The following is a 25,139-nucleotide window of genomic DNA, read 5'->3' on the forward strand; positions in this document are numbered from 1 at the left end:
GAAAAGGAAATGAAATTATAGCAACAAAAGCTTAAAGTTTTATTAAATGAAAAAAGAAATGAAAATAAAAAAAGAAATTTATAGAAAGGAGAATTTATAAATATAGAATAAAAGAATATAAAAGAATATAAAAGAATATAAAAGAATATAAAAGAATATAAAAGAATATAAAAGAATATAAAAGAATTAAAGTGTATTGATATAGGGTGTATGAAGTGAAGTGTGTTAAAGAAGTGAAAAAAAAAAGGGGGGGGGTATACAAAAGCGGTGAATTAAAAATAAATCCCACCGCTTAAGTATAATTTCATTCTATGATCATCATCGTATTTGTATTGATGTAGCGCTCTTGCTGCATCTAATTTTATATAATACTCATTTGCTTTATTATAAAGTATTTGCAAGCCTATTGCATCTAAAAAATGCTCATCTGCTAATCTATCTCCTGAATCTTTTTCATACCAAGCATAACCTATATCATAAAAAGGAGTGAAATAAAAATTCGTATTTGGTAGATTAATTCTTATACCAAAGTTAGCCACTATGGTATTATCTCCATCACCCTCACCATTATCATACGCTCTTACTCCATAAGCTCCACCTAAAGAGGAACTCTCAGAAGAATCTAATTCAAAATTTCCTAATACCTTTTGATAATTGATGTTTAATGTATGAGTGATGTATTCATTAATACTGTAATAATTATTCACACTAGCATTGAGTTTTCTAAACCAACCAAAGCCTTTAGATCCACTTTTAGATGTACTTCCAAATATAGTAGTACCATCATCATATACCTTACCTATACTTACTTTTGCACTATAACTTAAGGTGTTGTTTTCAAAGCCTCTAAATAAACCTTCTAATCCCATACTCCCTACATTAGAATGTTTATCAAAGGTTAAAAGATCCAAAGTTACATCGCTAAGTATCTTATGATAAATACTAGAAGTAAAGTACAAAGATGAATTAGTATTAATCCACACAGGATAAGAAAAGTCTACACCAAAATTTCTAGAAGTACCACTAAAACCTAAACCCTCATAATCTCCACCTAAAGAATAAGTTCCTTGAGATATACTTGGAGTAATTTTTAAATTTCCTAAAAAGAAAGTATAACTAGCCCCGTAGTTGATTTGTTTTTCATTGCTTGATTGTAAGTAAAAATTATAATAATCTCCCATATTCAATATAGAATTAAATCCCATACTAACACCAGCTCTTATATCCCCTGCACTTTTAATACCATAATTATCCGCATATAATAATACATTAGCCTTAGTATCAGGGACCACTTCTATCACAACATCAGTTTCCCCTACATTCTCTCCTGCTTGTAAACCTGCTAAGGTTTGTACTCCATACATTTCATTGACTTTATATACACTATCTTCTATGAGTTTAGTAGAGATGATTTTACCCTTGATTCTTTCATTAAGCTTACTTTCTATGAAATGATCTTTTATAGTCGTTTTATTTTTTACAACATACTTACCTAGTGTTCCTAAGGCTATGTTAATTTGTATATTATCTTCAAATTCTTGTTGGGGTACATAAGCAGTTGCTGCGGGATAGCCATTGACTTGAAAATAATAAGCAATGATATTAGATATATCTTGCAAATCTTGCAAGCTAAATTTTCTCATACTAAATTCACCTACAAGGTTTTGTAGATTTTCTTCTTTAATGCCTAGTTTTTCAAAGCTAGTGTTTTCATTAACGATGACAAATTTATAATGAGTGATAACTTTTTTAGATGTGGCATTTGAGTTGTTTTGATGATGTGGCTGATGAGGCGTTTTGGTATTAGTTTCATCTTCTTGTTTGAGTTTTTCTTTTAAAATTTCTTTTTTTTCTTCAAAGTCTTTTTTAGCCTCTTGGCTTTTTTCATAATCTTCTTTGGTTTTTAGATTTTCTTTGATGGCTTTGTTTTGAGGGAGGTTTCTATCAGGAGATAGTTCTATAACCTTTTCTATATCATTTTTAGCTATGCTAATGCCTCCTTCATTAGCATAGATTAAAGAACTAAGTGCTACGGTGCTAAGTAAGAGTTTTTTCATAAATCTTTCATTCCTTATTTAACATTATCAATTAATACAAGCATTCATTACTTTAGAATTTGAGCTTGTCACACATGTTTTTTTATAATCATCGCCTTCGGTCTTACCTATGATGTTTATTTCAGGTTCTTTTCTTATGAAATCATTTCCCATTAATCCAAATGGCACTCCGCCAAAAGTCACATAATCTACCTGATCTACTCGATCAGGTAGAGTTGGAAACAAATCAATCCAAGGTAAATCTGGCTTTGAAGAATTTCCAGGATTAATATTTACTGCTTCTAGTATAGGTTTATAAGCTGTTTGAGCATAATCACCTACTAACAAAAAACTACCATTATCTATTTTGTATTCTATTTTAGATTTAATATCTGACAAGCCCAACTGACTTAAGATAGCATCTTGCTGTTTTGATAATGAATTAATACTCAAGAGTAATTCACTAAGCACATTTGTATCAATTTGAGTGTTATTTCTTACATATTCGTTGTATTGATCTGCCAAAGCTTGCAATTGTTTTTTAATCTCTTCTAACTCTGCAATAAGCGAGTTAGAATTTAAAACAACATCTTTTAGATCATTTTTTAAAGCAAAACTAATTCTATCTTTATTTTCTAAGACCTTATCCATATTTGCTTTAATATTTTTGATATAAAAATCACGAATTCCACTTTCAAATTTATCTTCTGATGCTTGATTTAATCCATTATCTTGGTATGCTGCGATAAAATCTAAACTTTGTATGATTTTCAAAGCTTCTTCTTTGTTATTAACCGTATCTTTAAGAAAATATTTAGAGATAAATTCGATCTTTTCTTCCAAGGTCATTAATTTATAATCTTTCTCTGCCAACATTTGCAATAAGGTATCAATGTATACTTTATAATGTTGCTCTATAAGATCTCCCAAGATTTCTTCTTTAATAGTAACCTCAAATAAATCATCTTCACCTAAAATCGCCTCTTCGTTTTTTATACTTTCAACATCTGGATAATTTATTTTTTCACTTTCAACAAACTCTGGTTTACTAGGAAGTTCTATAATCGGTCTTGCGATAGAATTGTCTTGATTTAAAAATTCTTTATATTTTTCTTCTTTATTCTCATCGTTATATGTGTGAATATTTACTTGTGTATCTTTCCAGTAATTTTTATCAGAATCTACATCAGAAAAATCACTTTCATGATGATATACATGAATATCATCAAAAAACAGTTTTGATGTTTTATCATCATAAGCGCTGATGAATTTTCCACTTATTGCTTTTCCTTCACTTGCAGATGAGTATATTTGAGAGTTTTTTTCAAAAAATAAATATATATTTTTTAAATTTAACTTAATATCTCTACCCAAACCACGGCCATCCACACGACCTATAAAACCTCCCGCATTCGCAAAATCACCTTTACCATATGCTTGAATATTTTTAATATTATACAAACTTATATTACTTAGATCTCCTTGACCTTCTTTTTGGATCCATCCTGCAAAACCACCAACATTTACTATGCTATTTTTTTCTTGCTCTAATTTACCCAAGATAGTATCAATATTTCTTATAGTAATATTTGATATTGTTAATTTGTCGCTTCTATATCCTTCTATTTTACCTGCAAATCCTCCTGCGACAGCACGACCAGTTTCTAGGTTGTTATTATTGATAGCTTCTATTTTATTGGCTTTTATGCTGATATTATCAAAAATCCCTCCATTAGCAAAGCCTACAAATCCTCCTGCATAAGCATTACCAATATTTTCTGAATCATCATAAAACACACTTTGACTATCTTCATTAATACTTTTAATATTTCTAACTGCTACACTAATATTACTAAATTCGCTTTCACCAGAATCAATACTCCCTGCAAAACCTCCAGCATATGTATTACTCGAAGAATTAAACACAGAATTGATATCTCCTATATCTAAATTTATATTCGACACTTCAGATTTATAAATATTACCGGAAAATCCTCCCGTAACAAACCCTCCTCTAATCTCTTCAATCCCTCTAATATCGATATTATTAAATTGTCCACCTTCAAAAGAAATTTCTCCAGCAAACCCTCCGGTATATGTTTCCCTAGTAGTTTCATCATTAAGAATTTTTTTAATATCAAAAATACTTATATTTTCAAATTTTCCATTATTTACACTTCCTGCAAAACCACCTATGTGCGATCTAAAACTAGTACTAAGTCCACTTATCTCGCCTATAGTTCCAAGTAAAATTTGATCAAACGTTGCTCCATTTACATTTCCAACAAATCCACCTACATATAGATTATTATCCATTTGGGCTGAAATTTTCGAGATATTCTTAAGTTCTATATTTTCAAATTTACTACTACCGCTTGCATATCCAATAAACCCACCTGTTTGCATTGCGTGTGAAATGATAGAATTTTGATTGTAATCAACTTTTATATTTTTAAACACAGAATTATTTGCACTACCAAATATCCCTGCATAAGTGATAGATGGTATATTAGTTGTATCTATACTAATATTGCTTAGAGTAAATCCTTGTCCATCGAATGTTTTATTAGAAAATCCATTATCTTTTACCAATTCCCAATTATCATAAATAGCATCTTTATAACCAACTATCATATTAGTACATCCAAGTCCTTCTATACAGTAGTTTGCATAGTTTTGACCACTACTTGCTTTAAAATCTATATCACTTGTAAGTCTATATTTATCAGCTGTTTCTCTAAAGCCCTCTTTGTCATCATTCCACCCTTTGGCAAAATGCCACCAATCTACATCAGAACCTATACCTACATAATCATATACTTTAAAGTTGTTATTTGTGTTTGTATATTTACCAAACACTTTAAAAGAACTAGGGTTGTAATAATATCCACTAGCATTTAAATACATAGAACCTTTAAAGTTATTGCCATCACTTCCTTTGATATTTAATTTGCTAAGTTGATTACCATTAATAGAGCTTACATCAACATGAACTTCATTGCCTTGTAAGGTTATTTCATTAGCTGAAATTTGTTTTGAGTGTTCTCCTAAATTTTTATGATAGTCAGTATATGCATTAGATATTACTTTATTGCCTTGCAAGACAACGCTAGCAGCATTGATTTCACCACCCATATTAACCACATTACCACCATTTGGTTTAAACACAGGAGAGAAAGTATTATAAGCAAGTTTTCCATCGGCAAAATCTTGCATGCTTTCATTACTCATCGACGAAGTAGAAGCCACAAAGCGATTAGCATTGATAGTTCCTGTTTTAGTAATGATTACTCCATTGGGATTGATTAAAAAGACATTATTACCACCTGCATTTAATACACCTTCTATCATAGATTTGTTAGCACCATGGGCAATGTTTAGGTAGTTTTGTTGACCTTTGAAATTATTATTTCCAAAATTTACACTTTGATCCTTACCTATATTAAAACCACCACCCCATTGTATGACTGAGTTTAGCCCATTACCACTAACTTGCATATTATTGCCATTTGTAGTTATAGTCCCGCTAGTCCCATGAGTAAATTTACCTCCACTAGGTAAAGCCATAAGAGGAGAAAAAAGCATAGAAGAAACTATGCTTGAAAGTATGATATGATTTGATAGTTTATTTGTTTTCATAGTTATCCTTTCTTATGCTTTAGTTTAAATTCACTACTATGCTTTTTGCATCTTCGCTTACACTTAGAGTGTATTTAGCTTTTTGAGCTTTTGCTTTAATGTTTTTATGCAAGCTTTGATTATTTTTAGCGATAACTTCTAATAAGCTTTGTAAATCTTTTTGATTTAGATGTTTATTGTTTGCATCTACAAAGCCTTTTTCACTTTGCATTAGAATAAAGCTTTTATTTTTTACATTATTGTTTGTATATACATTAATAGAACTATCTTTAGAAAGATTAATAGCTTCTTTAGCACTTAAATAAGCCTTAGTATGATCTTTTAAGATAAAACTATAATGATCAAAATTATTTACAAGATCAGCTTTAATGTTTGTATTTAATACTAAATGATTATTAGTATTGCTTTGATGTGCTAGTTTTTTTGGTTTAAATTGATCTTGAGTTTGAGTTTGTAAAAAGCTACCAGCTAAAAGTGTGATGTTAGTTCCTTTAGATATATTTGTATTACCACTTAGATATAAAGTATTATCATAGCTTTTATCTTTTTCACTATATACACCAGAAGCTGTTATGATGATAGTAGAGTTGTTTTTATACTCATCTATGTTTAAATTATTAATATGAGTATAATTATCATGAGTGTTCTTAGCTATACCTGCACTAATTACTACTTCACCTTCTCTTTTATCAGAAGCTGTACCTAGGGCTAAATTATCAAAGATAAAAGTATTGTTAGCACTTTCATTTTTAGCATTAACAACATAGACATTAGAACTAGCTGCACTTGAATAATCTTTGATATTAACAATATTACCACTAGCTTTTTGATTAGCTCTTAGTATGATCTTAGAACCTTTATCTATATTAGAAGCATTTGATAAAGATTGGACTATATTATATTTTATAGTGTTTTTTTCTAAATTATCTGCTTCTATAATAGCTGTGAGATTTCTACCTGATTTTACATTGTCTAAAACTATACTATTAGCATTTGCACTACTTGCATAATAGTCTTTATTCTCCAAAGTAGCTTTGCTTACTCCATATAAATACAAAGGCATGGCAATATTAGAATGGCTGATGTTGATGCTATTGTTATTAGCTTTAGAACTAAGGGTTTTTGCTGCTGTGATTTGGATTTTATCTTGGTGGTTTTCATCTTCATAAAATGTAATAAAATCACCTTCAATGTTAATGCTATTTCCGCTGGCGCCTTTAGTAGCTATACCACCATATAAGCTAAACTCATTTGCACCTGCAAAATTATAATTAACGCCTAATGGCTTTTTAAGATTAATGCTAATGCTATTATCGTTTGCTACACCATCATTAGTCACGCCTGCATAAAAATCAAACAAGGCTTTAACTTCTACATTGGTACTTAAAGAAGCTAAAGTTTGCAAACCTTTTATATCTATAGTATTTTTATAAGCATTACCTTGTACAATTTTACCACCAAAAATGTCACCTACTAAAATAGCATTATAAATAAATGGAGTGCCTTTGGTATCTACCTTTAAACCCAAAGTTAAATCTTCAATAGTTAAAGAATTATTGCTTACTTCATAAGCTTGGCTATTGTTTACATTTACAAAGGCTCCACCCAAATGAGTCCACGACAACGTAGAATAAGAATCAATCAGTCCATGCACCAACAAAGAAGCACCATCTATGACGACTTTATTATTTTTAGCATTAGCATTATAAGCAATAGCTCCTGCAATATGAGTGGCTCTTTCATCAAAACTCAACCCGCCAATCTTGCTTTTTCTATATGGCGTAGAATGAAAATCTATCTTTGCACCCTTATTTAAAATCACACTATTATTATGCGTATTTGCATCTACACCAAATGCACCTAAGATATATGGAGCACCATTTAAAGGCAAGGTGTAAGTGTTTTCAACACCCATATTTACATAGGCATCTTTTAAGAAATTTAAGGTGTTATGGCTTGCTTCGCCTTTTCTTGCTATAGCTGGAGTGATTAAAAAATTATATTTATTATCCAAGCCACTAGCTTTAGGGCTAGCCACCTCTTTATCGGTTGGTTTTAGATAATACACTGAAGATAATTCTCCTGATTTTAATACCAAGGTATTATCATTAGCTTTTGCATTAAAGACATAAGCAGAAACTAAGAAAGGTATGTAGCTAGTTTGATGGACAGTAGCACTATAAAAACTGGTATTATGAAGCCCATTGATAACAAACATACCTTCTTTGATATTTGGAGTAAGCATATCTTGCTTAAAAGCAAGTTCTCTTGCTTTATTTTGGGTATCATGAATATTGTCTTTAGGGTTATCATAGATCAAAGTGATATTAGAAATATCTTTGCCATCACTCATTTGACCATAGAAGTTTTTACCATTTAAGAATTTATATGTGTTTTCTTGATAATCATATACATCATGATTAGAAAAACTATGTTCTTTAATAATATAAGCATTAGATGTCTTATCATACTCTGCATGGGTGGCTGCGTTTAAAGAATTTAGCAAAGTAAATGCAACCAATGATGTTCTTAATAAACCCTTGCAACTCTCCTTTATAGAGTGGTCTTTGGAAATTTTTTTATTCATTCAAAAGATCTTTCAAGAATATTTAATAAATATTATTAATGATTTATTTTAATGCAAAATGTAATAATAATTACAACAACTAATTAACAAACAAATTTGAATATTAATATTATATTTATGAATTTAAGCTTAAGGGGTAAAAAATAATTGATTTTAAATATAGATATATAATAATAAACATTATAAAACAAAAAAGAATTTAAAAGTGAATCAAATAAAAATAATATTGGATTATATGGCGACCCCTAGAGGATTTGAACCTCTGTTATCACACAGAGAGAGTGACGTCCTGAGCCACTAGACGAAAGGGTCATTAGTGGTGTCCCGTGTTGGATTCGAACCAACGGCCCCCTCCTTAAAAGGGAGATGCTCTACCGGCTGAGCTAACGAGACAATGGCGCGGCGGACGGGGCTCGAACCCGCGACCTCCGGCGTGACAGGCCGATATTCTAACCAGCTGAACTACCGCCGCACCTAAAACAATAAAAGAATGGTGGTCACTATAAGACTCGAACTTATGACATCCACCTTGTAAGGGTGGCGCTCTACCAACTGAGCTAAGCGACCATTAAAGATTTAGTGGTGTCCCGTGTTGGATTCGAACCAACGGCCCCCTCCTTAAAAGGGAGATGCTCTACCGGCTGAGCTAACGAGACAATGGCGCGGCGGACGGGGCTCGAACCCGCGACCTCCGGCGTGACAGGCCGATATTCTAACCAGCTGAACTACCGCCGCACCTAAAACAATAAAAGAATGGTGGTCACTATAAGACTCGAACTTATGACATCCACCTTGTAAGGGTGGCGCTCTACCAACTGAGCTAAGCGACCATTAAAGATTTAGTGGTGTCCCGTGTTGGATTCGAACCAACGGCCCCCTCCTTAAAAGGGAGATGCTCTACCGGCTGAGCTAACGAGACATTCAAAAAAATGAAATTATGCCAAAAGAATAATTTTTTGTCAAGACCAAAAGTAAAATTTTAAGCATATTTTATAATATGCTTAAAAAATCATGCAAGATCTAAAGAAACTTTGCCGTTTTTAATCTCTAAAACCTTAACCTTAACTTCAACTCCCACTTCTAGTTTTTCTTTGATTTTTGAGTTGTGTAGCAAGCCATCTACACCTTCTTTAAGCTCTACAAAAACTCCAAAATCTACAACCTTTTGAACTTTTCCTAAGAATTCTTCACCTATTTCAAACTTAGGCATTTCTTTTTTGTCGCGTTTTTTATTGAAATTTTTTGATTGGAGCAAATTTAAAATATATTCTTTGCTTTGTTGGATTAACTCATGGCTAATACCTGCGATTTTAACTTCGCCTTTTTCTCTATCTAAGTCAATGTTTACTTCGAATTTTTCGATGATTTCTTTGATAGTTTTACCACCTTGTCCGATAATATCAGGAATTTTATTTGGGTCTACGTTAAAAATTTCAACTTTTGGCAAAATTGCCTCATTGACAACAATATTTTGATTTGCTTCTTCCATTAAGTTTAAGATATGTCCTCTAGCTTCTTTTGCTTGATACAATGCTTCTTTTAATACCTGTTGATCTATGCCGCCAAGTTTTATATCCATTTGTAAAGCCGTAATCCCATCACAACTTCCTGCAACTTTAAAATCCATATCTCCATCGTGATCTTCAAGACCCATAATATCTGTCAAAATCGCATACTTATCATCTTCAAAAACAAGACCCATCGCTACGCCTGCAACTAATTTTTTACTTTCAACTCCTGCAGCTCTTAATGCTAAAGCACCGCCACAAACAGTAGCCATTGAACTAGAACCGTTGCTTTCTAAAATTTCAGATACCAAGCGAATTGTATGTGCGTATTCAGTATCCACGCTAGGATGTAATGCTCTTTTTGCTAAATTTCCATGCCCAAGCTCTCTTCTACCTGGAGCTTTTATAGGACTAGCTTCACCCACAGAAAAACCTGGGAAGTTATAATTAACCATGAATTTTTCGCAAATTGGATTTTTTTCAGTTAGCAAGTCTGACATTTGAGCATCATTATCACTTCCTAAAGTTGCAACCACTAAAGCTTGAGTTTGCCCTCTAGTAAAAAGACAAGAACCGTGTGCACTTGGCAAGATATTTGTTTCTATATCTATCTTTCTAACATCTTTTAAGCCTCTACCATCTGCTCTTTTATTTTCATAGATGATTTGACTTCGGATTAATTCTCTTTTGCATACAAGCAAGGCTTTTTCTATGTCTTCTAGCTTCCATTCATTTTCAGTTGCGATCGTTTCGTTTTCAATTTCTTTGGCTATTTGTAAAATTTCACTTGCTCTTTCACTTTTTGCCATTTGATTGATAGCTATTTTCAATTTAGCCATGTATGAATTTTTAATATATTCTATAATTTGCGCATTATCGCTTTCTACTTTAAATTCGAGCATAGAATTTTTTCTATAAGCAGCAAAAGTCTTCTCATATTCATTTGACCCACGTAAAATCGCATTGCCTGCAAATTCTAAAGCCTTTAAGGTATCATCTTCGCTTAACTCATTCATACAATGGTTATTATCTTGTTTATTTGCTAAAGCTCTCATCTCTATCATCAAAAGTTCATCTTTAACACCCGCTACGTAAAGATCTAAAGTGCTATTTTTTAGCTCACTATTGCTTGGATTTAAAACAAATTCATTATCAATACGACCTATTCTTACGCCACAAACAGGAGCTTTAATGGGAATATCACTTAAATACAAAGCAACACTTGCAGCATTTAAACTCATCACTTGCAAATCCACTTCAGGATCAGCAGATAGCACCATAACAACAATTTGGGTTGGATATGCATAGCCTTTTGGAAAAAGCGGTCTTAAACTTCTATCTATAATTCTCGCACTTAGTGTTTCATTGTCTCCAGGTTTAGTTTCTCTTTTAACATAACCACCTGGAATCTTACCCGCTGCATAAGCTTTTTCGATATATTGAACTGTAAGAGGTAGAAAGTCCTCTTCTACCATTTTATCTTCTCTAGCCACAGTTGCTAAAACCACAGCGTCTTTTTCTTGCATCAATACAGCACCCGCTGCTTGTTTTGCTACTTTATCTGTATCAAATATCTCAAGATGGTTGTTTATGTTGATTTCATGTCGCATGATTTTTCCTTTGTAATGTTTTTATCATAGGCAAAACCAAATAAGCTTTTTAAATTTTAAACACTAAAACTTAAAAAGCCTGTTTTTATTTTGCCTATAAATTTATATCTAAACAATAAATTGTCCAGATATAAATTTATCTTTTTAACGGAAGATAATATTTGCTCTCTTCTAAGATATCTAAAATTTCATGACTTTGCAAAATTGTTTTATTTTTAAAATAAAACTCAATATCTATAAAATGATCAATCTTTTGCACACAATAAACCTCATCTACAAAAACACTGATATAATCATAAACATCACTTGGCATTAAAGCTGTAGCGTAAATAATGCTATTTACTTCTTCTTTCAACAAACTTTTTATGCAAGAAGATGCGGTAATACCACTTTCACAACCTTCGTGCAACATTAAGATATTTTTACCTTTGAGATCTTTTAAAAGATTACCTTTTCTATAACGATAAACATTTTTTAAAATTTTTTCTTCATAAGTTCTATTTGCTTCGCCATAGATATAATCTAAACTTATATCAAAAGCTTTTACTAAAGCCTCGTTGTATACTAGCTCTTTGGTTTCGCTAATCATTGCGATTTGGCATTCGTTATTATTAGGAGCTTTAATTTGCTCTGTAAATAAAAAATTATATGGGATTTCTAGTTTTTGCGCAAGCATATTAACAAAAACTATAGATTTTAAAGATGGAGTGATGATGATATAATCTTTTAATTTATTAGTAGGTAATAAATCATATAATTTTTCAAATGCATCTTTTTCATCTTCAAAAAATATCATATCGACCTTTCGTTTTCTTGAAGCGAGAAGTCATAAGACACTCCACCCAATGGATAAAAATTAAACATAAAATACACACCGCTTTGATCTTTAGCGCTGATCCCTCCACTTGTAAGTTTAGGAGATATATCTTGACGGTACATTAAAGAATAATTCCAACATTTTCTTTGATACGTATAACCTACTTCCCATTTTTCAGGATCTTTTCCTAAGTCAAACCATAAACCGCCAAAAATTTGATAATTTGCATTAATGTGGTATTGTGCTTTTGTACCTAAAAAGTTATATTTTTCTTTTTCATAGATCCTATATGCATGATTAAGGCTAAATTTCCACTCCCCATAATCAAACAATGCCTCGCTAAAAACTTTGTCAAAACGATTATCTATGCCTGAATACTCTGCTTCATTTCTAAAACTAATATAATCATTATAAAAATATTCTACAGCATTATCAAATCCGCCAAAACTTCCCTGTTTGGTATAGTACTTTGCCTTCAAACTATGATAAAGTTTTTTCTTACCTAAAGTGCTGTAAAAATACTGAAACATAGAAAAATTTAATTGCTCTGGATCGTTTTTAATGTCTATAAAATCTTCTGTGATTTCTCCTGATTTTGCTCCAGGTATATAATAATTAGCCCCTAAATACAAAGTATGATAAAAATTTTCATAAGGCTTAGAAAGATCTGTGTATAAAGAAAAATTATGTGAATTACGAAACAAATGCTCTTGATTTTTTAAATTAGTATTGGAATAATCCACAAAATTCGCATAAATTCTTTCTGTAAAAGTAAAATTTAAAAAATCATCAAAAAGACTTGTATGATAAACCAAAGGTAGATCAAAGTCTAAAGTTTTAGCATAAATACCTGTTTGCCTATAATATCTATGAAAAGAAGCATCAAGACTATATTGTATATAATTATCAAAAAAGCCATTTAAATATCTATGATACTGAAAAGAAGGGTATTCTTGCAAGGTATCCTTGTTGCTGATTTTAGAAGTATCTATATAGTACTTTGCATAAGCACCATAATAATTATCATCATCAGATAAAAAATAATTTATTTTTGAAGTCACCAAAGAAGCTTCTGTTTTTGCACTAGAACTTAAGTTGGTATAATCCACATCATTTAAATATGTTGCATCAACCCATAAGCCTTCTTGAAATTCATCACTTAAAAGACTTTTAAACAGTGCCTCGCTGGAGTATTTGACTTCTATACCATAATGTTCTTTGTTTTTTAAATTTTCTTTTCTTTTGTAGCTTGATTTTTCTCCAAAAATACCACCACTGATTTCACCTTGAGAATATGGCGTATCAATAAATCTTAAAGTTGAATACAAACCATATCCTCTTTTTGTTCTAATTTGAGGTTCAAGCTGTATATCTGCATTGTCATCAATAACATAATAAATAGGTTGGTTATAATATAACCCTTCACTTTGTTTTAAAATCACTTGAGGGATCAATAAACCACTCTTTCTTTTGGTGTCCACACTAAATCCAAAATACGGCAAATACATCACAGGTGTATTTTTTACATACAATCTTGCATTATACAAGTGTAAAAAATTACTTTCTTTATTAAGTTTACCTTCATCAAAACGAATTTCCCAGTCAGGATTTTCAACATTACAACTTGAGACAACCGATTTTTTAGTAATCACAAATTTTTCATCAAAATTGGCTTGATGACATTGCATCCAAACTTCTAAATCATTGTTAGAAAAAAATAAATTTTTAAATGCCGTTGTATTGTCTTTGAGATTAATTTTAGTATATGTAGAATTGGTTCTTTCTTTTTGTCCTCGTAAAATATTTACATCACCAAATAATTCTAAATCTTTTGTTTTTTCATTAAATTTAGCTTCATTAGCAGTAATCAAATACAAATCAGAAACCACAACTACGTTATTTTTTGCTTCGATGGTATCATTTTTTTTTACAACATCCAAAGCATAAATATCTACTTTAGAAGCATACAAGCTTCCTATGCAAGCTAAGGATAGTAATATTTTACGCAAGATCAATCACCACAGTTTTAGCCGCATAATCATGCCAAGTTTTTAAAACGACATTACTTAAAGCCCAAGCAAATCCCAATCCATATAGCATATCACTGATTTGCCTTACACCTGCTCTTAAAGCGCTTTGGGTAAAACTAGGCTTATCTAGCAATTCTTGATCAATCACCATAATCTTTAAAAGCATTTTCCCTAAAGTAGCGCCATATAAATAAGTAAAAAGCACATGGTATGTAAATTGCAAGATCAAAATTCCACTCGCAAAACGCATTAAAAGGTTATGAATTTCTTCATATGTTTGAGCGGAATTAAATTTATCAAGCAAAATGACTGCAACAATCGCAAGTATTACAAAACTATCCACAATATAAGCAAGAAATCTTTTTTTAAAACTTGCTATTTTTAATTCTTCTTTTTCTAATTTGTCGAATAATTCTTGATTAGTACTCATTTAAGAACCTGAAAAGCAATATCTTTTCTATATTGTTTTCCCTTGAATTGTACATTCTCACAAAGCGCATACGCATTTTTTTGAGCTTCTTCTATGTTTTTTCCAGTTCCCACGCAAACCAATACGCGTCCACCACTAGCATATAGTTTATCATCTTCTAAACTTACGCCTGCGTAAGAAATATGAGAATTTTGCGGGATATCTCCTATTTCAATCAATGCTTTTGGGGAGTCTTTGTAAGGATAATTTTTGCTCGCACACACTACGCCCACGGCAAATTCATTTTTAATTTTTATAGTAGTATTAGCTAAATTTTTATTAACACAGGCTAAAAACAGATCTAAAGGATTTTCGATTAAAGGCATCAAAACTTCACACTCAGGATCACCAAAACGTACATTATACTCCAAAACATAAGGCTTGTTGTTTACCACCATCAATCCTATAAACAACACCCCTACAAACTCAGCACCTTCTTCTTTCATGCCTTTTAACGTTGGTGCAACAATATCTTTTTTTACCTGCTCTAGTAAATTTTCACTTGCTAAAGTACTTGGAGCATATGCACCCATACCACCGGTATTTGGTCCCTTATCGTTATCTAATAATCTTTTATGATCTTGAGCAGCTGGCAATAAAACGAAATCACTTCCATCACAAACCGCAAACACACTTAATTCAAAGCCGTTAAGGTATTCTTCTATAACAACAATTTTTCCAGCATCACCAAAGCTTTCACCACTCAGCATATTTTTAGTAGCCTCTAAAGCCTCTTCATGGCTTTGAGCAATGATCACTCCTTTGCCTGCACATAAACCATCAGCTTTCACCACAATAGGTGGAGTTAAAGTCATAATAAATTTTTTAGCTTTTTCATAGTCAGTTGTATTTAAAAATTTGGCTGTTTTAATTTTGTATTTTTTAAGAAAACTTTTCATGTAAGATTTTGACGCTTCAAGCATAGCAGCTGCTTTAGTAGGTCCAAAAATAGCAATATTATTTTCTTTAAAAAGATCCACTATACCTTCTGCTAAAAAATTTTCGCTCCCAACTATACACAAGTCAATCTCAGATGCCTTTGCATAAGCCGTGATCACTTTAGGATCTTTCATATTAAGATTAGTTCCTATTTTAGCGGTAGCACCATTTCCTGGAGCAAAGTAAAATTCTAAATTATTATTTGTTTTTTGAAGAGCCAAAGCGATGGAATATTCTCTTGCACCGCTTCCTAATATTAAAATTTTCATTATTTTCCTTAAAAGTGTTACAAAACCCAAATGGCCGGAGTATAAGTGTCTGACCCTCAAAAAGTCAAAGTATGCCATTAGGTGATTTTTAAAGGCTGCAGCTTCTCGCTTTTTCTCAAAGCTCAAACGAAGTCACAGAACACGGTAAATCACACATCACAGCTTATAATTAATGTGTTGGATCCTCTTTAATACCATATCGAACCATTTAGGCAGTATAATTATATCTAAGAAAACTTAAAAATAGGGTTTAAAAAGGATTTTTATAAAATTTTAAATTTGGTCTTAGATTCTTTTTTGAGAAAATATTTTCCTTCTAAAATAACATCAGCCACTGGCGCCCAAATAGTCTTTTCATCAACATACACTATATCAAATTCGTTATTTTTCATCAAACCTTGATAATTTACTTTTTTAGGTGCATGTTTAACCACATAGTAAGGATTCATAGCAAAAATTTGAATTTTCATACTTACATACAAATCTGGATTAGATGTTACCACTAAAAAGCTTTTTTCACATTCTTTTCTGACTTTTTTAACATAAGAAAGCAAGAGTTGGTCGTTTGGATTTAAAGCATGTTTATTCAGTCTATTTAAATAAAGTTCAGCAAATGATAAAGTGCAAAATGAAATTTCGGTTGTATTTTTAAAATATGAATTTTTTATACTTGTTGATTTTAATGACTTTTTCCAAATTTCTATATCAAGCTTAGTTGCACATATATTAAGTCCTTGTTTAATTTTATCAAACAATTTCTCTCTAGCCATATTAAAGCTATTACTAAAAATAGAAAGATTTTTTTCATAGAAAGATTTTCTCATTGCTTCTAATCTCTCTACGCTTTTGGTAAAATAATCTGCTTCGTTTTTTATTTCGACTAATTTTTGTTTTTTTTGTTGAATCAACTCTTCAAATTCCTGACGCTTTTTTCCAGTCTCTGTTTCTAATCTAGCCTGTTTGGATTTTATGTCTGTTATCAAAGTACTCATTTGACGATCAAGTGCTAATTTTCGATTTTTTCTATTATCAATAGAAGCTAAAAGTGCTTGATAGTGGCACTGATGAGATAAAAAAACTTCATCATACAAACGCTCCATATTGATATGCTTTTGCTTATCTTTCATATCTTTATAAGCCATTTCAAGATGCACGATGATATTTTTCATCGCAGAAAAATCAGCCTGATTGATAGTGTTATCTGAAAAAAGTAAAGTATCCAAAGCCTTGTATAAAAAACGTTTCATCGCGAAAAAATCAATAGTATATGGCACCTCACTGATGTCAATATCTTTAACCGCGTTAATAGACAAGGTTTCATTATAAAAATACCTTTGAATGGCTTGTGGAATAGTCAAATTTAAGGTGATTTTATCTAACTCATCATAATTAGTTTCTCTATAAAGTTCTTGCACATATGCATCACGTCTTGTAAGCCTTAAATCCTCTAACTCATCATCACTTTCTGTTTTCCAAAAATCTCTTTCCTTGATAAAATCATTATCTCCAAATTCTTGGAATTTAGATGGTCGTAAATCTGTAATATGCTTTCCATCGGATCTAAATTCAACAAACATACCAACCGTTGGCATACTTCTTTTATCATGCCACGCATGCTTATTAAATTCAAAAAAAGTTTTTGCTAGATTGATCACTGTTCCTCTTCCAGTAGCATCTACATAAACCATTATTTTTCCGTGCATATACAAGTCCTTAAAATTTAAAGAAAAAATTAAACTCTTATTTTAACTTTGTTTTCATAAATTTACAATAATATTTTAAAATTTAATAAAATAAAATATTTTAGGTAATTCATTTATGTTTTTATATCAATATTTTAAAAATCCAAAACAAACCGGAGCTTTTTGTGCAAGCTCTAAACAGCTAAGCAAACTAATCACTTCTCACGTACAACATGCAAATAATATTGTAGAAATTGGTCCAGGCACAGGAAGTTTTACTAAATACATTCTTCAACAAAAAAACCACAATGCGAGTTTTTTTGCAGTTGAGATCAATCCCCACATGGCTAATAAATTAAAACAAAACATAGACAACATTGATATAGAAGTAAGATCGGCAGAATTTTTACCCGAAATGCTAGAAAAAAGATCAATTAACAGTGTGGATTTGATTATTTCAGGAATTCCATGGGCTTTGTTAAATTCCCAAGAGCAAGATTTGCTGCTAAATTCCATTCATGATGTTTTAGAAGAAAACGGTTGCTTTGCTACTTTTGCCTATATACTTCCAACACCAAAAGGAAGAGCTTTTAAAAAGAAGCTTTTTGCTACTTTTAGCAAGGTAGAGATTTCGCCAATCGTTTGGCAAAATCTACCCCCTGCTTTTGTATATTTTTGTACTAAATAATCATTCCCACTCAATAGTCGCTGGTGGTTTACTAGAAATATCATACACCACGCGATTAATTCCTTCTACTTCATTAATAATACGGCGTGATATATTCTCTAACAATTCATAAGGCAAATGAGAAAAAGTCGCAGTCATACCATCGCTTGCATTAACTACGCGTACGCATATTGCATTATCATAAGTTCTGTTATCTCCCATTACGCCAACACTTTGTACATTTAAAAGCACACAGAATGCTTGCCAAGTTTTATCATACCAACCACTGCTTTTTAACTCTTCAATTAAAATCACATCTGCTTTTCTTAAAAGCTCCAAGCTAGGTTCATTAACTTCGCCCATAATACGTATAGCTAGTCCTGGCCCAGGAAAAGGATGACGATACACTACATCTTTATTTAAACCAAGTTCCATTCCTAAAGCCCTTACCTCATCTTTAAAGATCTCTTTTAAAGGCTCGATAAGCTTTAAATTCATCTTTTCAGGCAAACCGCCTACATTATGATGAGATTTTATAGTTTTACTAGCTCCAACAACCGAACTTTCAATAATATCAGTATACAAAGTTCCTTGCGCTAAATACTTAACATCTTTATGTTTTTTTGCTTCTTCTTCAAATACTTCTATAAAGGTATTGCCTATAATTTTTCTTTTTTGCTCAGGATCTCTCACACCTGCTAAGCGACTTAGAAAAATCTCTCTTGCATCAATACTAATTAAATCAATACCCAAAGTATGTCTAAACATATACTCAACTTGCTCTTTTTCTCCACTTCTTAAAAGTCCATTATCAACAAAAACCACTACTACTCGATCTTTGATCGCACTTGCAAGCAAAGCAGCTACTACACTACTATCTACCCCGCCACTTACTGCACAAAGAACTTTATCATTACCCACTTCTTCTTTGATTTTCTGCGCTTGAGTTTTTGCAAAAGATCCCATATTCCATACACTATCGCAGTTGCAAGCATATTTAGCAAAATTTTTCAAGATACTCTTTCCAAATTCACTATGTTGTACTTCAGGGTGAAATTGTAAAGCAAAGAATTTACGTTTTTCATCTCCAAAAACACAAAAAGGGCTATTTTCACTAGTTGCTAAAACTTCAAAGCCTTGTGGTAAATTTTCTACCTTATCAGAATGGCTCATCCAAACTGTTTGTTTTTTTGGTAAATTTTTAAACAAATCACTATCGTTTTGAATATCTATAGTTGCTTTACCATACTCTTTGTGTCCTGCTGGAGCTACGTTTGCGCCAAAATGATGTGCCATAAGTTGCATACCATAACATATCCCTAATACCGGAATATTAAGCTCAAAAACACCTTTATCACAAAAATAAGCATCATTTGCGTATACACTAGCTGGCCCGCCACTTAAAATAATACCCTTAGGCTCCTTAGCCTTAATCTCATCTAAGCTTACATTAAAAGGTAAAATTTCTGCATACACGCCCTGCTCTCTTAATCTTCTAGCAATTAATTGTGTGTATTGAGACCCGAAGTCTAAAACTAAAATATCTGCTTTTTTCATCTAACTCCTTTATAAATTTAACAGTTGAAATTGTACATACCAAACCATAATAGATACTACATAACCTATTAAAATTGTCCAAGCATACTTTAAATGTGCATTAAAAGTATAAATACCTTTCATTTTACCCATAACACCCACTCCAGCTGCAGAACCAAAGCTTATCAAAGAACCTCCAATTCCCGCTGTAAGTGTAACTAAAAGCCATTGAGTATCATCCATGCTTGGATTTGCTTTTAAGACTGCACTCATTACCGGAACATTATCTACAATAGCAGATAAAAATCCTACTCCTATATTGATACTTGTTGCGCCAAATTTTACATAAAGATCTGAAGCATATGCAAGCCAACCCACAAAATGCAAAGCACCCACTGCAGATAAAATACCAAAGAAGAACAACAGAGTATCCATTTCAATGCGCGTCATATAGTAAAACACATTTAAATCTTTTTTACCTTGTTTTTTATTAAAAAAGTATATATATAAGCTTAATAAGGAAAGACCAAAAATCATCCCCCACATAGCAGGCAAATCACAAATACTATGGATAAATACAGCCAAAGCAATAGTTAAAAAACCCAATGCAATAAATACCTTACCGCCTGGTTTAATTTCAACTTTTTCTAAATTATCTTCATGGAAATTAGGCTGAACATTTGGAACATAGCGTGATAATAAATATGCTGTCAATAACCAACCGATAAACGAAGCAGGAAATAAAGCAAAAAATTCAAAAAAAGTTGCTTTTTTTGCAGTCCATACCATCAAGGTAGTAATATCACCAAAGGGCGACCAAGCCCCACCTGCATTAGCTGCAACAACAATATTAATAGCACCTGGGATTAAAAATTCTTTATTGTTTTTATCTATAGTTAAAAGCACCGTAGATAAAATCAAAGCGGTGGTAAGATTATCTGCAATTGGCGAAATAAAAAAAGCTAAAATTCCTGTTAGCCAAAATAACTTCCTATATGTATATCCCTTGCTTACAAGTTTATATTTTAATGTTTCAAAAACCGACCTTTCTATTAGTGCTTCTATAAAAGTCATAGCTGCTATTAAGAAAAAAACAATTTGTGCTATTTCTAAAATCAAATGATTAACACTTTCTTCAAGTATTTGAGTGTCTAGATCATTTAAAACCATGTAAATACCGATTATAATAAAAGAAACAGTGCCTATAAATAAAGCAGGTTTTGTTTTATTGATGTGATATTTTTCTTCTGCAGCAATAAAATAATACCCTAGTATAAAAATAATCAAAATACCTATACCCAAAGCACTAAAAGCCAAATTTAACTCATGTGTTGGACTAGCTAGCAAAAAGCTAACCCCCAAACACAGTAAAAAAAATATTTTACTCATATTTCACTCTCCAAAGATTGGAATTTTTTAATCTCCTTAACACTGCCATTATTATCTTTGATTTCATAAAATGGAGCATCTTTATACCCGCAAGCGTTTAAAAATATTAATAAAAAAAATGTTAGAATAAATAAATGAAAATTAAAACGAGCCATTACATCATCAATGAACTTGCCGATTTTAAACATTACAAACCTTTAAGGGCACTTTTTCAATATAAAGAGTTTTTAAATTTATTAAGTTATAACCATCAACAAATGATTAGCAAACTCTTTATTAAAAATGATACCTTGATTATTTTAGTTAAACACCATATTGCATACATGGAGTTAAATCACGATAATACCAAAAAAATGATTAAAAATCTCATAAAAAACTATACTTTAGCTAAACCTATGAGTAATTTTGCCAAAGTAAAAAATATCAAAATCCTAAGTGATAAAAATTTTACCGCACAAAAAAACACCACCAAACAAAGACTCCAAAACCACTTAGAACTTTCTAGCGGAAACTTTATCAATTCTATTCAAGATCCTATTTTACATCAAAAATTTGAAGAATTAAGGGTGTTAATAAAAAATGTTAGAAAATGAACTCAAAACTTTACCGGATCTACCTGGCGTATATCAATACTTTGACGCACAAGGAAAATTGCTATATGTAGGCAAGGCCAAAAACTTAAAAAACCGTGTAAGAAGTTATTTTAATTTTACACCTAAACTTTGTCCTAATCCTAACAACAGCTTAAGAATCCAAAAAATGATCAGTGAGGCTTCGCACTTGGAATTTATCACCACAAAAAGTGAAGCTGATGCTTTGATTTTAGAAAATTCTTTCATAAAACAATTGCACCCTAAATATAATATATTACTAAGAGATGATAAAACTTATCCTTATATTTATATTGATTTAAACGAAGATTTTCCAAGATTTGAAATAACAAGAAAAATCATTAAAAAAAATAAAATTAAATATTTTGGTCCTTTTTTTAAAGGAGCAAAAGAACTTTTAAATGCGTTATATTTATCTTTTGAACTTAGACAAAAAAAATCCTGCAAAGAACTTTGTCTTTTTTATCAGATTAAACGCTGCAAAGGACCATGTGAAAAAAAAATCACACAAGAAGCTTATGAAAAAATCACACAAGAAGCTATACAAGCGCTTTTAAATCCACTTTCTTTAGTTAAAAACCTAGAGCATAAAATGCTAGAATATGCAAAAAATGAAAACTATGAAGAAGCAGCCCTTATAAGAGATCAGATTAAAACCATTCAAGATTTAAGTGTAAAAATACAAATCGATCTTGCCAAGCTTGAAGATTTTGATGTTTTTGCAGTCTATTGCGAGGATAATCTACTATCTATGGTACGATTTGTGATTAACAATGGTAAAATCATCAGCTCAAATCATAAAATTTTAGCACTTAAAAATCAAAGCGAGTTTGATCTTAATGCAATCTATAAGCAGTATATATTAGAAAATTACACCCAAGAAGCTCCTATTAACTCAACTCGCATATATACGCATGATGAATTTGAAGATATGGAGCTTTTGCAAGATCTACTTAGCAAAAGGTTTTCTAAGAAATTCCACCTTAAAATGCCAAAACTTGGCGAAAAAAAAGCATTGTGTGATCTTGCCTTGGAAAATGCAAAAATCAATATACAAAAACACCTGAAAAATGAAAACTACCTACTCTTGAAAGAAATAAAAGACTTTTTTAATTTGCAAAACTATCCTAATCATATTGAAATTTTCGATAATTCTCATATGCAAGGTGAGGCAAATGTCGGTGCTTTAGTGGCTTTCAAAGATGGAAAATTTAATAAAAATTCTTATAGACATTATCATCTATCTTATAAAAATGATTATGATCAAATGCTCCAAACTCTTAGCAAAAGAGCTTTGTCATTTGATAAAAATCCACCTCCTGATTTATGGTTGATTGATGGAGGAGATGCTTTGTTAAAATTAGCCAACGATATCATTAAAAGTTCAGGTGCAAACGTGGATATACTAGCCATATCAAAAGAAAAAATCGATGCAAAAGCACACCGTGCAAAAGGAAGCGCTAAAGATAAAATTTACACCCAAGATGGCAAAATACAGTTAAATACTGACGATAAAAAATTGCAATTTTTACAAAAACTACGCGATGAAGCACATCGCTTTGCTATTAGCTTTCACCAAAAAACAAAAAGAAAGCAAGATTTACAAAGCTCAAAATTAATACAACTTGGAATTTCTCAAGGCTGTATTAAGAAATTTTTGGATTATTATGGTAATTTTGATAATATCTTTAACGCAAGTTTTGATGAGTTAAAATCACTGTCTAATGCAAAAATAGCTCGACTAATTAAGGACAATACATGATACTTTTTATAAGCTTTTTGGCTTTAACTCTGTGTTTTTTAAACTACTATTTTTTCTATCCTATTAATGAGAATTTATTTTATCTTTATAGTTTTATATGTGTTTTAATTGTATGCATATCCATAAGCTATGTATTTATAAGAAATAAAAACAATAAAAAAAATAATATGATAATTTGGGATTTGGAAGATTATTTTAATTTACCACATTCAAATTCTCTACAAAAAACCAAAGAAAACTTGAAAAAAGTTTTTCAAACACAACAAGAGCAATTACAAGATCAAAAAACACAAAAACATTTCGCGCAAAAGCAATTGCATGATCTTATACAAAGCTTACACTATAACAAACCATTAAAACACGACAAAGTACTTCAAAACATTTTTCAAGAATTTAATATTATAAAAAAATCTCAATTTAATATTTATAGAAATATTCACGCATGCATTATCAATGATAATTCAATCGAAAATTATCTATTGCAATGCATCTTGCACGATATGGGTATTTCTAGTGAAATCAAGACAAGTGAAGAAATAATATATGAAAACTATCAATTTATCATCTCAAAAAATCCGGTAGAACACGGCTTAAATTATGTTTTTTCGCAAGTTGATACTAAAGACTTGGCGGAATTCTTAAATACTCATTTTAAACAAGATTTCTACCAAATGCCTTATATGTCTAATGTTTTAATTTTTAAATCTTCTAGCTTTGAAAATGATCTTATTTTAAACATCACAAACCAGTTTTGCCAAAACAATCAAGCAGCAAGCAATCTTAGTGATTTTAAAAGCACTCTAAAGTTTTGTTTTAAATTAATACTACTTGATTATGAAGTGATTAAGTTTGATTTTGATTATATGCTACATTTGCTCCATGAATACAAAAACAAATATCCCGAAAGCAGAATTTTACTTTTCTCTAAAGAAAGAGTGAAGGAATGTAATTTTGCAGATGAAATTTTACACGATCTTAATAAAAACGAATGGCTTAATTTGCTTAAAAAATATCTTTAATCAAGCTTGGTTCTATGATTGATTGCCTTGTGCAGTGATATAAAGTCAACATTTTCCAAGCTAACGCCACTTGGAATTCCTTGCGCGATTTGTGAAAAACTCAAATCAAGATCTTTTAACTTTTCTTCTATAAAAAAAACAATCGCATCAGAATTTAAACCTTGCGTAAAAGCGAAAAAGATTTCTTTGGAATTTTTACTTTGTATCATATTTCTTAATCTTGTGATATTTTCTTCACTAGTATCATCTAAAACAAAATACAAGCCATCAAAACTTCCACTATCTTCTAAAACCAAAACATCTTTTGGATCTTGAACAATGCAAATGATTTGCTCATTTCTCTCTTCACTAGAACAAATCTCACACAATTCGTTTTCACTTAAGGAACCACATTGCGTGCATTTTCTAATCATTCGAATAGATTCTTCGACACTATATGCTAATTTCGCACCCAACAGCGGATCTTTTATACACACATGATAAGCAAGTCTTAATGCTGTTTTTTTACCTATGGTAGGGAGTGCTGAAAAGGCTTCAACTAATTCGTTAAATTTTTCTAAACTTTTCAA

At 31.1% G+C, this 25,139-nt stretch carries 16 protein-coding genes and 8 tRNA genes; 4 read left to right on the forward strand and 20 right to left on the reverse strand.

Annotated elements, in window-relative coordinates; all coding sequences use genetic code 11:
• Window positions 1-272: 272 nt before the first annotated feature.
• The 17 genes from CKA54_RS06305 to CKA54_RS06385 form a co-directional block, all read right to left on the reverse strand.
• Window positions 273-2,057, reverse strand: a complete 1,785-nt coding sequence (locus CKA54_RS06305) for a ShlB/FhaC/HecB family hemolysin secretion/activation protein (protein WP_120760741.1) — start codon at window positions 2,055-2,057, stop codon at window positions 273-275.
• 27 nt (window positions 2,058-2,084) lie between these two features.
• Window positions 2,085-5,675: a filamentous hemagglutinin N-terminal domain-containing protein gene (locus tag CKA54_RS06310; protein ID WP_120760742.1), complete on the reverse strand. Its 3,591-nt coding sequence runs from the start codon at window positions 5,673-5,675 to the stop codon at window positions 2,085-2,087.
• A 19-nt stretch (window positions 5,676-5,694) separates the two neighbouring features.
• Window positions 5,695-8,262 (reverse strand): hypothetical protein, encoded by a 2,568-nt coding sequence (locus CKA54_RS06315; protein ID WP_143297924.1) that lies wholly within the window; start codon window positions 8,260-8,262, stop codon window positions 5,695-5,697.
• A gap of 236 nt (window positions 8,263-8,498) precedes the next feature.
• Window positions 8,499-8,574: transfer RNA gene (locus CKA54_RS06320), tRNA-Glu, on the reverse strand.
• A 5-nt stretch (window positions 8,575-8,579) separates the two neighbouring features.
• Window positions 8,580-8,655 (reverse strand) — tRNA-Lys (locus tag CKA54_RS06325).
• A gap of 2 nt (window positions 8,656-8,657) precedes the next feature.
• Window positions 8,658-8,734 (reverse strand) — tRNA-Asp (locus CKA54_RS06330).
• A 19-nt stretch (window positions 8,735-8,753) separates the two neighbouring features.
• Window positions 8,754-8,829: transfer RNA gene (locus CKA54_RS06335), tRNA-Val, on the reverse strand.
• A gap of 13 nt (window positions 8,830-8,842) precedes the next feature.
• Window positions 8,843-8,918 (reverse strand) — tRNA-Lys (locus CKA54_RS06340).
• 2 nt (window positions 8,919-8,920) lie between these two features.
• A tRNA-Asp gene (locus CKA54_RS06345) sits at window positions 8,921-8,997 on the reverse strand.
• 19 nt (window positions 8,998-9,016) lie between these two features.
• A tRNA-Val gene (locus CKA54_RS06350) sits at window positions 9,017-9,092 on the reverse strand.
• Between the two features lie 13 nt (window positions 9,093-9,105).
• A tRNA-Lys gene (locus CKA54_RS06355) sits at window positions 9,106-9,181 on the reverse strand.
• Between the two features lie 90 nt (window positions 9,182-9,271).
• On the reverse strand, window positions 9,272-11,380 hold the full coding sequence (locus tag CKA54_RS06360) for a polyribonucleotide nucleotidyltransferase (RefSeq protein ID WP_120760744.1): 2,109 nt from the start codon (window positions 11,378-11,380) through the stop codon (window positions 9,272-9,274).
• Between the two features lie 136 nt (window positions 11,381-11,516).
• A complete protein-coding gene (locus tag CKA54_RS06365) occupies window positions 11,517-12,176 on the reverse strand; it encodes a phosphoribosyltransferase family protein (protein WP_120760745.1) in 660 nt (219 codons plus the stop codon).
• The gene (locus CKA54_RS06370; RefSeq protein WP_253254859.1) at window positions 12,173-14,209 is read right to left on the reverse strand and encodes an LPS-assembly protein LptD; all 2,037 of its coding nucleotides are present in this window, start codon (window positions 14,207-14,209) and stop codon (window positions 12,173-12,175) included. The genes CKA54_RS06365 and CKA54_RS06370 overlap by 4 nt, the downstream gene beginning before the upstream one ends.
• Window positions 14,199-14,657 (reverse strand): RDD family protein, encoded by a 459-nt coding sequence (locus CKA54_RS06375; RefSeq protein WP_120760747.1) that lies wholly within the window; start codon window positions 14,655-14,657, stop codon window positions 14,199-14,201. Before CKA54_RS06375 ends, CKA54_RS06370 begins: the two co-directional genes overlap by 11 nt.
• A complete protein-coding gene (purD, locus tag CKA54_RS06380; RefSeq protein WP_120760748.1) occupies window positions 14,654-15,904 on the reverse strand; it encodes a phosphoribosylamine--glycine ligase in 1,251 nt (416 codons plus the stop codon). The genes CKA54_RS06375 and purD overlap by 4 nt, the downstream gene beginning before the upstream one ends.
• Window positions 15,905-16,167: 263 nt before the next feature.
• Window positions 16,168-17,607 (reverse strand): hypothetical protein, encoded by a 1,440-nt coding sequence (locus tag CKA54_RS06385; RefSeq protein ID WP_120760749.1) that lies wholly within the window; start codon window positions 17,605-17,607, stop codon window positions 16,168-16,170.
• A 115-nt stretch (window positions 17,608-17,722) separates the two neighbouring features.
• Here CKA54_RS06385 and CKA54_RS06390 point away from each other — a divergent pair, with 115 nt between their 5' ends.
• The gene (locus CKA54_RS06390; protein WP_120760750.1) at window positions 17,723-18,274 is read left to right on the forward strand and encodes a class I SAM-dependent methyltransferase; all 552 of its coding nucleotides are present in this window, start codon (window positions 17,723-17,725) and stop codon (window positions 18,272-18,274) included.
• Here CKA54_RS06390 and guaA read toward each other — a convergent pair whose 3' ends face one another.
• Together guaA and nhaD are read right to left on the reverse strand one after the other, a co-directional pair.
• Window positions 18,275-19,810, reverse strand: a complete 1,536-nt coding sequence (gene guaA, locus CKA54_RS06395) for a glutamine-hydrolyzing GMP synthase (RefSeq protein ID WP_120760751.1) — start codon at window positions 19,808-19,810, stop codon at window positions 18,275-18,277.
• A gap of 9 nt (window positions 19,811-19,819) precedes the next feature.
• Window positions 19,820-21,178, reverse strand: a complete 1,359-nt coding sequence (gene nhaD / locus CKA54_RS06400) for a sodium:proton antiporter NhaD (protein ID WP_120760752.1) — start codon at window positions 21,176-21,178, stop codon at window positions 19,820-19,822.
• A gap of 134 nt (window positions 21,179-21,312) precedes the next feature.
• On the opposite strand from nhaD, the gene CKA54_RS06410 reads away from it, so the two are divergent.
• Genes CKA54_RS06410 through CKA54_RS06420 form a run of 3 tightly spaced genes read left to right on the forward strand, consistent with a single transcriptional unit; the run spans window position 21,313 to window position 24,570 of the window.
• Window positions 21,313-21,771 carry a hypothetical protein gene (locus tag CKA54_RS06410; RefSeq protein ID WP_172586678.1) on the forward strand — a complete coding sequence of 153 codons (459 nt, stop codon included), beginning with the start codon at window positions 21,313-21,315 and terminating at the stop codon, window positions 21,769-21,771.
• A complete protein-coding gene (gene uvrC, locus CKA54_RS06415) occupies window positions 21,758-23,551 on the forward strand; it encodes an excinuclease ABC subunit UvrC (protein ID WP_120760755.1) in 1,794 nt (597 codons plus the stop codon). Before CKA54_RS06410 ends, uvrC begins: the two co-directional genes overlap by 14 nt.
• Entirely contained in the window at window positions 23,548-24,570 is a 1,023-nt protein-coding gene (locus CKA54_RS06420; RefSeq protein ID WP_120760756.1) for a hypothetical protein, read from the forward strand. The genes uvrC and CKA54_RS06420 overlap by 4 nt, the downstream gene beginning before the upstream one ends.
• Here the strand turns inward: CKA54_RS06420 and recR are convergent.
• Window positions 24,567-25,139: a recombination mediator RecR gene (gene recR, locus CKA54_RS06425; protein ID WP_120760757.1), complete on the reverse strand. Its 573-nt coding sequence runs from the start codon at window positions 25,137-25,139 to the stop codon at window positions 24,567-24,569. The genes CKA54_RS06420 and recR overlap by 4 nt on opposite strands.

This window comes from Campylobacter sp. P255, from assembly GCF_003627915.1.
Lineage (GTDB): Bacteria > Campylobacterota > Campylobacteria > Campylobacterales > Campylobacteraceae > Campylobacter_D.